At 29.2% G+C, this 13,685-nt stretch carries 11 protein-coding genes and 1 pseudogene; 3 read left to right on the forward strand and 9 right to left on the reverse strand.

The window, feature by feature from the left end; all coding sequences use genetic code 11:
- The 3 genes and pseudogenes from BM121_RS17085 to BM121_RS17095 form a co-directional block, all read left to right on the forward strand.
- Positions 1-407 (forward strand): annotated as a pseudogene (locus BM121_RS17085) (transposase); the annotation flags it as partial.
- 30 nt (positions 408-437) lie between these two features.
- Complete coding sequence (locus BM121_RS22310; RefSeq protein ID WP_217649327.1) at positions 438-923, forward strand: excalibur calcium-binding domain-containing protein; 486 nt, start codon at positions 438-440, stop codon at positions 921-923.
- Between the two features lie 120 nt (positions 924-1,043).
- Entirely contained in the window at positions 1,044-1,502 is a 459-nt protein-coding gene (locus tag BM121_RS17095) for a competence protein ComK (protein WP_091484978.1), read from the forward strand.
- A gap of 1,457 nt (positions 1,503-2,959) precedes the next feature.
- Here BM121_RS17095 and BM121_RS17105 read toward each other — a convergent pair.
- The 9 genes from BM121_RS17105 to BM121_RS17145 all read right to left on the reverse strand — a co-directional run bounded on the left by BM121_RS17105 (position 2,960) and on the right by BM121_RS17145 (position 13,668).
- Positions 2,960-4,258 (reverse strand): polysaccharide pyruvyl transferase family protein, encoded by a 1,299-nt coding sequence (locus BM121_RS17105; RefSeq protein ID WP_091484982.1) that lies wholly within the window; start codon positions 4,256-4,258, stop codon positions 2,960-2,962.
- 2 nt (positions 4,259-4,260) lie between these two features.
- Positions 4,261-5,544, reverse strand: a complete 1,284-nt coding sequence (locus BM121_RS17110) for an ATP-grasp domain-containing protein (RefSeq protein WP_091484983.1) — start codon at positions 5,542-5,544, stop codon at positions 4,261-4,263.
- A gap of 26 nt (positions 5,545-5,570) precedes the next feature.
- A complete protein-coding gene (gene rfbB, locus BM121_RS17115; protein ID WP_091484985.1) occupies positions 5,571-6,587 on the reverse strand; it encodes a dTDP-glucose 4,6-dehydratase in 1,017 nt (338 codons plus the stop codon).
- Positions 6,584-7,468, reverse strand: a complete 885-nt coding sequence (gene rfbA / locus BM121_RS17120) for a glucose-1-phosphate thymidylyltransferase RfbA (protein WP_091484986.1) — start codon at positions 7,466-7,468, stop codon at positions 6,584-6,586. The genes rfbB and rfbA overlap by 4 nt, the downstream gene beginning before the upstream one ends.
- Before the next feature lie 15 nt (positions 7,469-7,483).
- Entirely contained in the window at positions 7,484-8,572 is a 1,089-nt protein-coding gene (locus BM121_RS17125) for a DegT/DnrJ/EryC1/StrS family aminotransferase (protein ID WP_091484988.1), read from the reverse strand.
- 17 nt (positions 8,573-8,589) lie between these two features.
- On the reverse strand, positions 8,590-10,029 hold the full coding sequence (locus tag BM121_RS17130; protein WP_091484990.1) for a lipopolysaccharide biosynthesis protein: 1,440 nt from the start codon (positions 10,027-10,029) through the stop codon (positions 8,590-8,592).
- Positions 10,030-10,071: 42 nt separating this feature from the next.
- Positions 10,072-11,169: a TDP-N-acetylfucosamine:lipid II N-acetylfucosaminyltransferase family protein gene (locus BM121_RS17135; protein ID WP_091484992.1), complete on the reverse strand. Its 1,098-nt coding sequence runs from the start codon at positions 11,167-11,169 to the stop codon at positions 10,072-10,074.
- A 224-nt stretch (positions 11,170-11,393) separates the two neighbouring features.
- Positions 11,394-12,596: a glycosyltransferase family 4 protein gene (locus BM121_RS17140; protein ID WP_091484994.1), complete on the reverse strand. Its 1,203-nt coding sequence runs from the start codon at positions 12,594-12,596 to the stop codon at positions 11,394-11,396.
- Between the two features lies 1 nt (position 12,597).
- The gene (locus BM121_RS17145) at positions 12,598-13,668 is read right to left on the reverse strand and encodes an EpsG family protein (RefSeq protein ID WP_091484995.1); all 1,071 of its coding nucleotides are present in this window, start codon (positions 13,666-13,668) and stop codon (positions 12,598-12,600) included.
- Between the last annotated feature and the right edge of the window lie 17 nt (positions 13,669-13,685).

Consider the following 13,685-nt stretch of genomic DNA (forward strand, 5'->3'; position numbering starts at 1 on the left):
ACTTGTATGATGGATCCATTATAAGCTATAAAATCTGTACTTCTAACAATAATCAATTGGTCTTTGACACGTTGAAACAAGCGTTAGAGACGTCATCAGATGCGAAACCTTTAATCCATAGTGATCGTGGTTATCAATATACCTCACCTGGCTTTAAATATATCATTGATAATGCTGGGGTGAAGCATAGTATGTCGAGAGTGGGAAGGTGCATTGATAATGGTCCAATGGAGTCGTTTTTGGGGACATTGAAATGCGAAAAGTATTATTTACATCAAAAAGACTATCACACGTACGAAGCGTTGGTTGAAGCCATTGAAGAATATATTTAATTTTATAATTACGAACGATACCAAAAACGACTAAACGGCCTAAGCCCCATGGAGTATAGGGCTAAGGCCGCCTAATAAACATTTTTTATTATTTCCACTGTCTACTTGACAGGGGGCAGTTCACTGCTTAAAGAAAATGAAAAGCTTAAATCAGATAATGAGGAATTTCAATTACAACTCCAAGCTTTTGAAGATCAACAAAACGATTTGGAAAGCACCATTAATGAGTATGAAGAAAAATCAGCCTCATTGGAAGAAGAGAAATCTGAAATAGAAAATGATAAAGATACCATGCAAGACGAAGTAGAAAATTTAACTATATTAAATGATGATTTAGAACAAGAGGTAGAACATTTAGAAACAGAACTTGCAAATGCAAAAAGCAAAGTAGAAACCCTTACAGCTAACAGTATTTCCGGTAATAGCAATTCCTCTGTTACCGTTGAAAGTAGCAAATTCTCAAGTTCAGGTTCTGTCTACTATAAAAATTGCTCTGAAGCTAGAGAAGCTGGTGCTGCACCAGTACGAACAGGCGATCCAGGATATGCCTCAAATTTAGACCGAGATGGTGATGGAATTGGCTGTGAATAGATTATAGAAATCAACAACAGAGTAGAACTTAGTACTTCTACTCTGGCTTTTTCAATTGCTTCTGCTCTTCAGAATAAAATAAAGAGTAATCAAAGTTCAAAAAAAGTCGAGGATACTTATATGAATCAAAAAACATATCGTATTACAACAGAAACTCTTGCTATATTATCTATGTATGATATGAAGTACCAATCTAAAATTATTGAAATGACCAATGATGTTTTTGTAAAAGAACCACCTTTCACTATTATTAAGACAAATTGCTTATTTGGCGGATCCTCTTACAATGGAAGAATGGAAGCTGTAAAATATTATTTGGATTTTCAACAAAAAATACCTGTACCTATTTACCCAACAGAGCGAATCTATGCCTTCCCAACAAAATCTCCTAATGATATAAGTTGTATTTGGCTTTTTTGGCATGCAATACAATCGATTCAAACAAATCCTTATGGCACACAAGCCCATTTAGTTAATAATGAAACTATTACTATTACTTTAGCCGAATCTCAATATTCGATTCAGAAACAATATGAACGGACAGGTATGTGTATGGTCATATTTAATCGATTAGGTTGAATTTGGTAAAACAGCCTTGCCTTTTAGAGGCTCAATTTACACTATAGCTTCTCTAATAATAGCATAGCCAAAATTATATGAAACACTCCATTTATTATTTTTCCTAAGAAGTACTTACCCTCAATATTTTCTTACCTATTTCTTTATGTTAATCCTTACATAGCGTTATCACTTGTCTAATACCTCCATCAAATTATATATAATTGTATAATGGATCAGGAAATACTATCACAATTTCCTACCAACCCCATATACAGGTGGTGTTTAAAGTGGAATTGAAAACTTTTCAGGAATCAGTTAATTATTGCAGAAAAAAATATTCTTCTCGAATGTTGAATGTAGAGTTTAAATGGAGAAAGGATAGCAATCATTTCACAAATATAAATACTTAATGAAGCATGATGAAAGATTAATGGAGATGTTTTTAGATGATGAAAAGTATTTTATCTTTAAAGATGTCTATTATGTTTACAATCATTTACGTTCGCTTGTTAGAACTGCACCATAAAGTACCCGGGAAATGAGTTAATTATAGATATTTTATTTATTCAATTATTACTCTCAGTGGCAAAAAATAGAACTGATCAAAAGGAACATATAAATGAAATGAGTATTTCATTACTCAAGTACTCGCTTACATTCATGAGAATTATAATTATAAAATCAAAGTACAAGATTAGCAAAAGTCGTACATGTGCACCCGAGCTACTTTTCACCGTATCTTTAAGCAATCTATAAAAATAACCATTACCGAATATATAACAAAGCTACGGATTGAAAAAGCAAAGATGCTATTGGTAATACTTAGCTTTGGCAATAAAGTGAAGTTCTTTACCGTGGCATCTATGGCAAATAAATTAATCGAGTTGAATCAGAAAGGTTCTCTTTCTAAACTGATGACACAAATGGAAATTGGATTTACTGGTATTAGATGAACTAGCGCATATTCCGCTTCATAAAGAAGGTGCAGGTTTTTATCCCGAGTGATTCCGATGTGTTATGGAAACAAAATCTTAGTAATACAACGAACCTCCAATTCAAGTTTTTGGAGGTCCGACATTAACAGAGGCAGTATAGGCTTATTCATCTTTCCCATTTATTCGTTTTTAATGGTGATAGTTTTCATTATAAAAATCACTATTACAACAATAAATTGAGGTGATAAGTGACATATATTTTTACTCGTCAAATACAGCACAGAACCTGTTAGTTGCAGAAGTTGTGCGCTATTCGACACTTCGTTAGATCCATGACATCTTTTTGATCCACTTCGAATACCCAATTATGCTAAAACTGTGAGCCACTATTAAACATGATAATGGTTTGGTTCAATGTTATCAATGATGCAATCCGTTAGGTTCTCTATGTTACCTAGTGACTTCGAACTCGGGTTTTATACTTACTTGTCACTAAAAAATATTAATATATTTTATTCTCAGAAAATATAAGTCAGAATTTTATTTGCGATTTAATATGTTATCTAAATAATTCAATCTTTTGTTCCTTAAAGTTGTTAAATTTTCTGAATAACGTTTATTATTAAATACTTGCTTTTGACTATTAATAACATTTAATATATTTTCTTCTAAATATTCCAATGTTTCTACTAAATCTCTCTTAATGAAGTCCATTTCGTTAAATTGAATACCCTCAAAAACATACTGTAATATTCCATAATTTTTATTAAAATAATAGCGGTGATCATTACACACTTTTTTCATCATATTTATTACTGGTGTACCCTGTCCAACAGCCAAAACCAACGCATGATACCTGGTGCAAAATACCAATTCAGCTTGTTTTATAATATGTGCCACATCTTCAATTGGTAAATAACCTGTTTTAGAAATATCATATAAATAAAAATGCTCTAGGTTATTTTTTAAAAACTCTCCTTGATTCATTCCTCCATTATTAAAATCAAAAGGTAAAAATATTATTGAATAACCATATTTACTGTATATTTCATCACTAAATCGTTTTAAATCCTCAATAATATCTTTTAGTTCATCAAGAGGGTAATAAATTTCTACTGCTATATATTTTCCAATATTACTTAAATCTTTAAATTCTTTTCTCGGTAGGTTTAATAAATCATTATTAATTATAAATAAATCATCTGGTATAAAAACTTGTTTTTGAGAGTCTATTCCTATACGACTTAAATAAACATTGGAATACATTTTGTCCCTAACTCCAAATCGAACGTTTTTTATATAATTAAATATATAGTTAAAAAACTCTTCACTTTGATCAAAAGGACCATAACTATTTCCAGTAAAGTATATAGGCTTATTTAATTGATTGGCTACTAATATTGGCGCGATAATTTTTTTAAGCATATCCTGTCGCCATAAGCTATTATTCCACAGATGATTAAAATAACCTCCACCATTAACAACTAAAACATCTATTTCTTTTATATTTGACTCAAGCTCACTATAATTATCAATTTGATGCAAAATGTCTATTGGTGTTAGAGTAGGGGCATTGAAAGGTAAATAACCTACTTTCTTATTAATATCTTTATTTGTTTTTTCAGGTCCATCTAAACTTTCTTTCAATATAACTTCAACATTTTTAATCTTATAACTATTTAAATAATCATTTATAATTTTTTGAGAAAAACCTTTATTATAACTAAATGCAACTATTTCATTAACTCCTAATTCATATACGTTATTAATGAACATTGCAAAGTCTCCGAAATTACTTTCAGACATAGGACCGGTTATACCTAATTTCACATTTCTCATACTTATCGCCTCCAATCAATTAATCCTTCTACTTCACTGCTATCAAAAACTGGAATCCCTCGCTTATTGGATACATTAATTCTTTCTGCAAAAGAGTCATCAATAAAAATTGCGTGATCACTCTTCATGTATCCAGATTTATCTTCATCTTGTCTCAATTGCACAATATCCTTAAAAATATTTTTATTAATTTTATATTCTAATAAAGTATTGTCTATATTCTTGTCGTGTTTTGATATTAATATAATACTTCTATCACTATTTAAAGCTTGATATAAAAACATTAACAAAGTAGTATTTATTTTTTGATCTACTATTAATGTATCATCCAAATCTACATATACTGTATCGTAATTAAATTTTAAATAATATCTACTTACGAGAGCACGATCTACTTCTAAATCATATTCATTATTTATAATACTTACATCTAATTTTTCGAAATTGAATAAAGATAATAAAGGGAAGTTGATGCCCTTGTTTCGGCTTAGACCCATTGTCCCGGATATTCGGGGGGCTATTTCTAATAATTTAAACTCGTTATTTCGGTCTCGTTTCAATTGAAAAAACCAAGCTCCATTCAATTGTAAACTCGCATTTATTTTTTCTGCTATATCTTTTACTTTCTTAGACAAAGGTAAGGATTGAGAATTCACACTAATTCCATTTCTAATTCTTTTTCTATTTCTCATATTAGCTGTCAGTAATCTACCTTGATAATTCGTAAAACAATCAACCGTATACTCCTCACCAGGTAAATACTCAACAATCGCCATTTTCTCTTTATTCCCTATTACTTCTTTAAATTCTGTTTTATTTTTTATTAAACGTACTCCTTTAGATCCTTGTCCAATATCGGGTTTAGCAAACACAGGATATATTTCAGGAATATTGTCTTCATCATACACTTTAGGAACAAATTCAGTCTTTTTAAAATATTGGTAAGTTTGTAATTTAGAACGACAAATAGTAACACTATTTAAAGTTGAAGTTATAACTTTTGCATGTATTTTAGTTTCATTTTCCGTTAAGAAAAGTTGTACATCATCATGTGCTGGATATATATAAGTAATGGAGTATTTGTCAAGTAAGTTATTTAAAGTTGTAATAAATGATTCAGAATTAAAATATGGTAAAGTCTCATCATAGTTTTTATAAACATATTTTGCATGATCTGAAGTGCTAGAAAACCCATATAACTCAAAATGTGTGGAATAAGATAAAGCTCTATGAACTTCTAGACCTATTTCTGTACCTGCTGGAAATACTGCGACTCTCTTTTTCAATGCACACACTCCTATAGCTAGTATACTTATTTTTTAAAATTATATTGATGCTCAAAGTACTGATGATAATCACCTTCTATAATACTTTGCCACCAATCTTTATTATTTAGATACCAGTTAATCGTTTGGTTAATTCCTGATTCAAAATCATAAGTAGGCTTCCAACCTAGCTTTTCTAATTTATTTGGATCAATTGCATATCGCTTGTCATGCCCTAATCGATCCTTTACAAATTCAATTGAATCTTCAGATTTATTTAATACTTGAATAATTGTTTTAACAACTTCTAAATTTGTTTTTTCGTTATGACCACCGATGTTATATACTTCACCAAATGGTGCATCATGCATAACAAGATCAATTGCATTGCAATGATCATACACATGTAACCAATCACGGATATTTCTTCCATCTCCGTATATAGGAACTTTTTCATCATTTAAAACACGAGAGATCGTTAATGGAATCAATTTTTCCGGAAAGTGATAAGGTCCGTAGTTATTTGAGCACCTTGTTATATTTACTGGCATAGCATATGTTTCATAGTAAGCACGTACTAGCAAATCTGAAGATGCTTTACTAGCGGAATAAGGACTGTTTGGTTGAATCGGAGAATCTTCAGTGAAAAATGTATCAGGGTCAAAATTTAATTCTCCATACACTTCATCTGTTGACACATGGACAAACTTTTTAACATTGAATTCTTTCGTAGCATCTAATAATATTTGAGTCCCCAATACATTTGTGCGTATAAAAATTTCAGAATCAGATATAGAACGATCTACATGACTTTCAGCAGCAAAATGAATCACATAATCAAAATGATACTCTTCAAACAATTTAAATATTTTTCTTCTGTCCGTTATATCAGTCTTAAGAAAATGATAGTTTGGTAACATTTCTATGTTTCTATGTTTTGTTAAATCTCCAGCATAAGTTAAGTTATCAATATTATATATATGATAATCCGGGTATTTATCTATCATATAGTGTACAAAATTGCCACCAATAAATCCCGCTCCACCAGTAACTAAAACATTCATGTGTTCCCTCCTCGACTTACATTCACAATTTCTTGAATGTATTTTCCATATGCTGTTTTCAATAATGGTTGCGATAATTTTTCTAATTGATTTACATCAATATAACCTTTTCGAAACGCAATTTCTTCAACACATGCTATATATAATCCTTGTCTTTTTTGAATAGCCTCAACAAAGTTAGATGCTTCTAATAACGCCTCATGTGTACCAGTATCTAACCACGCCAATCCTCTACCCGTTAGTTCCACTTTCAATTTTTTTTGTTGTAAATATTGTTCAATTAGAGAGGTTATTTCCAATTCGCCTCTTGGTGATGGTTTTACCTTTTTAGCATACTCTATTACATTATTATCAAAAAAATATAAACCTGGAACAGCATAAGATGATTTTGGTTGTGTTGGTTTCTCTTCAATCGATATAGCATTGTTATTATCATCAACTTCTACTACGCCGTATGCTCTTGGATCATTGACATAACATCCAAAAATCAATCCACCTTCTTCTAATGAAAACGCCCTTTGTAATTGATTACTAAAGTTAGATCCATAAAACACATTGTCTCCTAATACAAGTGCAACATTATCATCACCAATAAAATCTTCACCTAAAATAAATGCCTCTGATAATCCATTTGGTTTTTCTTGTATTTTATATTCGAAATGCATACCTAGCTTTTCTCCGTTACCTAGTAATTCTTCAAAATCTGGCAAATCTCGTTTGGTAGTTATTATAAGTACTTCTCGAATACCAGCTAACATTAATACTGATAATGGATAATAAATCATAGGTTTATCATAAACAGGCAATATTTGCTTTGAAACAGATTTAGTCAATGGATATAGCCTAGTACCTGAACCACCAGCTAGAATAATTCCCTTCATATATATCCCCTCCATTTATTCTATTATTAAATCACAAATATGGTCTACATCATTTAAACTTAAATCAGAGTATAGTGGCAAAGTTAACACATTGTTCGCTATCTGTTCAGCTATTGGCGTAATACTATTTTTAAATAAACCCTTATAGCATTCAAAATTGCTAGTTAATGGATAAAAATACTTCCTTGCGATTATATTGTTTTGTTTTAATTTAGCTAATAGTTCGTCTCTATGGTATATGTAATCATCTAATATTATAGGGAAATAAGCATAATTATTTTCTACATTTGGTTGATCAACTCTTATTCTAATTCCTTTTATATGAGATAACCTTTCCTTATAACGTTCGTATACTATTTTTCTCTTTCTTATTTCTTCATTTATATATTTTAAGTTGCATAATCCCATTGCTGCTTGAAATTCATTCATTTTGGCATTAGTGCCTATGTATTCTACTTCATCTTCTCCGGAAATACCGAAATTCTTTATAGCATCTAATGACTCCTTAATTTGAGATTTTTTATAAGTAACAACTCCTCCTTCTATAGAGTTAAATACTTTAGTTGCATGAAAGCTAAACATTGATGCATCACCGAAATCCCCTATACCACGTCCATTTACTTTCATACCAAAAGTATGTGCTGCATCATAAATAACTTTTAAATTATATTTATCTGCAATTTTCTGTATCTTATTCATGTCACATATATTTCCATAAACATGAACTGGAACAATTGCTGTTGTTTTTTCTGTGATTAGGTTTTCTATTTTAGTGACATCCATAGTAAAATCAAATGGATCAATATCACAAAAGATAGGAGTTAATTTATTCCTTACAATTGCATGTGTAGTTGAAGCAAATGTGAAAGGTGTAGTAATAACTTCTCCAGACAAATTAAAAGCTTGAAGAACAGTCTCTAGAGCTAGATGTCCATTTGAAAATAAACTTGCCTTTGATACCATTAAGTATTCTGTTAACTGCGTCTCAAATTCTTGATATTTCATCCCACCGTTAGTTAGCCACCGCGAATTCCATAAGTCACTAATTTCATTAATATAATCCTCTAATGGCGGCATAGACGATCGTGTTACATTTATACCCATCAGCTAATCACCTCTTTTTAATAAGACTTCTTTATATTTTTTATTAAATCAAAAAAAAGATAAAACACTTTCAACCTTAGTAAAATACTCAATAATATATAAACAATTGCTCCTGTGATTGTTTGAACTATTAAAAGGGGGAATATCCAAACACTCAAATATATTCCAATAATATAAACTATGAATGCCATTATAACAGCAATTGCAAAAGATGGTATCATATCTTTCACTTGTTTCCAAAAGGAATAATTAATTTCTTTTCCTGAATAATAAGTATTAACAAACAAACCAAAAAACGAGCTAACTATCGCAGCATAAATTAAGCCCTCAACTCCCAAGTCTAGTAATACACTAATTGTTATAAAAATAGTTAAGGCTACTTTTTTGACTATTTCCAAAGATAAAAATAAATCTGAACGATTCTTTACTTTTAATACATTTAAATTTATTGCGTGAATAGGATACAACATACCAGCTAAACATAATAATTGAAAATAACTCACAGAAGGTAGCCATTTATTCCCTAGCAAAAATGGAATTAAATTTGGAGCTATTGCCACCAATCCTAAGATTAAAGGGAATATGCAGTAAGAAGTCATTTGTAATAATTTTTTATAATTTGCTACTAGTCGCTCTGATTCATCTTGCATTTGGCTTAGCATTGGGTATGTTACTCTCTGAAGTGCTTGACTAAGTGCTGTTGTTGATGTATCTCTTAACTTTGATGCATTAGTATAATAACCTAGCAATTCAGCCGGATACATACGACCTATTAATACAAAATAGATATTCTTATATATGGTATCAATTAATCCAGATAACATCAATTTATATCCAAAAGCAAAATACTTTTTAAATAAAGCAACATCAAATATTAATGAAGGGAACCACTTATTGTGAAAATATAATAAAAACATTATTAATAATTGCATTGTAAGTTGTTGCGCTACTAAACTCCAGACTCCAAACCCATTTAAAGCTAAAAGTATTGCTGTAATTCCAGAAATTATTCCTGCAATGACAGTGATTTTGGTTTGAGTTTTAAAATCAATATTACGAATTAAAATAACACGTTGGATTACTGTTAAGGCATTTATTATAACTACTAGCATTAATACTCTTATTATTGGAATTAATTCTGGCTCTCCATAAAATGAGGCAATTAGTGGTGATGAGATAAAAATTAGTATATATAAAAGAAGCGACAGTGCTAAATTGAAGAAAAAAACCGTAGAATAATCGCTATGTCCAGGTTCTTTTTCGCGAATTAAAGCTTGATCTAAACCGCTTTGAATTAAGGAAGTCGAAATAGCTAAAAATATTGTTATCATCCCAATTAAACCAAAGTGTTCAGGGAGTAATAGGTGAGCTAGAGTTATTTGAATAATTAAAGTAATTCCTTGTTTTGATAATAAATCTATAAAACTCCACAAAATCCCTTTAATAGTTACTGACATAAATACAACCTCTTTACAATATAGTGAAAAATGCGTTGATAATTAATTCTCAAAAACCTTTTTCCACATTTTAATGTTGTTTTCTATATTTAAGTGATTCACCTGAATATATTTTTTGCCGTTTTCCGTATTTATTTCTTTAATAAATGAACTAAAAGATTCACTCTTTATATCATTATAGTCTACGATACTAATATCTTCCGAATGAAAGAAATCATACATTACAGAATTTTTGGGAATGAATATCTTTTTTTGCATAAATAGCAGTGGATTAATGTTACCTAACCCGATTTGTCTATTAGTATTAAATATTGCTATATCTATTGATGACAAAAAAGACATATAATCATCCAAAGCCATTTTATCTCTTATACATATAGCTTTATCCCCAAATAATTCTTTTGCTATTTGTTCCACTTTATCTCCATGAACTTTGTCACCATAGTTCAAGGGCAGGTAAATCTTTATATTTTCATTTTTGAATTTTTTTAAATCTTGTAATACTTCAATATGCTTAAGTATTGGATTGCTTTGATGACCTATTTGTATATTTATCGCTGAATTCTTTTGAATCTTATCATTAATATTTTGATTTTTAAATTTTGTATTATAAATAGGATTATATATCGCTCCTGGATAAGGTGCATAAAAAGTTTTTGCTTTAGAATTAAATTGTCGTTTAAAATAATCAATATCTGGAGGAAAAATCCCTACAAATCTAATTATCTTTTTCCTAAATGACCATTCTATTATTCTACTAAGACAACTTCTCCAACTTTTAGAGGTTGTCTTCCACTCGTATAAATCAGAACCCCATGCAATCCATGTTATCTTTTTAAATAATTTTGGTCTTAGTAATATTTTTAATTTAGTAACATTATTTAATTGGCTTATTGAATGCATTAGTACCTTTTCATTGTATTTTATTTTATTAAATATAATGTTACCAATATTATACACGCCTGTTGTTTTGTTAATTATTTGTACATTTTTATTTTTTTTTATTTCATTTGGTATATTTTCTTCATTATCAATTATAACTAATTCATAATTTTGCTGATGGAAATTGTCATTTATTAGCCTCATTATAGCTTTTGTTGCCGCATAATTTGTACTTAAAAACAAATGGAGTATTTTCATTATTAATTACTTCCCTTTTATACATAGTATCTTTATCAAAAAACTTTCAATAATTAAATCTAATCTCTAGAATTTCACAAACGATATTGAGTTATAAACTGGACTCTCTAATTACAATTTGTCTTTTCTCTCTTTTTTTAAAAATATACTTAATAACTTTAACTGCTCTTTAAAGCAAATATATAATTAATATCAATTTTATTGCCATCTGAATTTTCAATTTATTAATCAATATTATTAACAGAGATATACAAATCCTTGAGGTTATCCCCTATTTTTTCCCAAGTATAGTGGTTTTTAACGAGTGAATTTCCTTTTTTGCTTATTTCATCTCTTTTTTCTTTATCCAAAAGTAGAAACTTAATAGATTTATATACTTCCTCCTCTGAATGTGGCTTCACAACTTTGCAACTGTCATTATCTATAACTATCCCATGAATTCCTTGATTTTCGCATAATATTACTGGTTTATTGAAGTACATAGCTTCTAAATACACTAATCCAAAAGTCTCTCTCCAACTTGGCAAACAGAATATATCACATTTTTTCATATATTGCATAGCAACATAATGATCGATATTACCTAAAAACACTACATGGTCCATTAGATTTAATTCGCTTGTTAAATCTACTAACTCATTTTTATAATCCCCATCTCCTATTACAATATACAGGAGATCAGGGAATTCTTTAACTAATTTTGACATTGCTTTTATATTATATTGAATACCTTTAGTTTTCATTAAATTACTAACACTTAAAATTATGTTTCTATTTTCACTATTAAAATCAACGTTAGTTACATATTTTAATTTTTCAGGATAAATACCATTGCCAATTAATGTCGAATCATAATTGAAATTCTCTTTTAACTTTTGCCTAAGTTGTGGGCTAGGCGTTATAATTGCGTCAGATAAGTTATATATTTGTAACATTTTATCCTTGACAATACCTTTATTTATTGAAATGTCAAGGTCGGAACTTCTAGCTGATAAGACAAAAGGTACCTTATACTTTTCTATTATACTTTTCCCTACTAAACCATCTGGATAAGTCATATGACAGTGAACTAAGTCAAATTCAAAACTCTCCATCTCACGATTAATCACACTCATAACTGCGTTAATAAAAGAAGTGTCACTTAATTTCCTTGTAACTTTATTGAGTAACTTATTAGGAATCTTTATATATCTGGGGTAATAAACATCTATACCATCATACTTAGCTTTATTGGGTAACCTACTGTATTCTTCCCAAAGTTTTTTGTGTTTTTTAAAGAGAGTTGGAGTAAAAGGAATAGGTGATATTACTTTTACTTCAAAACCTTGCTTAATTAACTCTTGTGCTTGACTATGGAATACCCTTCCGTTACTACTAAATTCATTTGGATATATTCTAGAAACGAATAAAACCTTCAGCTTAATCACCTCAAAACATTAAATATGGATTAATACCATGCCAACCTTCTATCATTCTAATAACTAAATATGCTAGAGTTATAACAATTGTTATGTAGGTCAATAAAAATCTTAACGTCCTATCTCTAACTAGATTTAATGCATAAGGTATAGCAATAATATAATATATTAGTAAATAATAGTTTAATCTTAATATCAAACTTACTTTCATTGAAATTATACTTATTAAAAATGAGAGAAGTACTAAAATCGTCATATATTCAAGATATTTAGTGTTCCCTTCAGTTATTCTAATTATAAATAATAATAATAATACACTTATGGTAATTAAAGGGAACAAAAAACCTGAACCTTCAAATGAAACATCATTCGAAAGATAATTCAAACTATCTATATTTGTTAATACAAAATTAATAATTGATCCAAGCAAACTGTAAAAAATAACAAAGGTTACCAATATGAAAATTATATTTTTTTTAGTGAGCTTAATACTATAAATAAAATATATACCTATCATGAGTATTGCTGTTATATGGAATAGTGAAGCTATACAAACAATTACTAAATATTTTTTTAGTTTTCTCTCACGGATCAAATGAAATCCTGAAGCTATTATAGACATTGCAATTGCCTGTCTAATTCCATTAAATGAAAAAAAGTAGAGAAATAATGAGACAAACAGGTATAGGCTAAATACAACATTATTCGAATTTTTATAAATAAAATAACCTATTCCAAAAAGGAAAACAAAACTTGTTACAAACAAAATAATCTGGTCATTATTAGAAATATATGCTGAAAGTTTATTCAAAAATATGTAACCAAATTCCCATCTCTCAGCTTCAAACATTCTATTCCAAGATGTATTTTTAATCACTTTAAATCCTCTAAGATAGTTATCCGTATCTGTTCCAACACTCTCAGCACGTATACTAGAAATTATAAAAAGTATTATAAAAGAAGATATTAAGTATACTTTCGAATACAATCGCGAATTATTCCAATATTTACTATAAAATAGACCGATCGAAAAGATAATAATAAAAATAATCAAGTATATTAGTATCTTAATCCCCCCCATAGTATATAAGTATTTAT

It is taken from the genome of Gracilibacillus orientalis (assembly GCF_900114645.1).
In the GTDB taxonomy this organism is placed as follows: Bacteria; Bacillota; Bacilli; order Bacillales; family Amphibacillaceae; genus Gracilibacillus; species Gracilibacillus orientalis.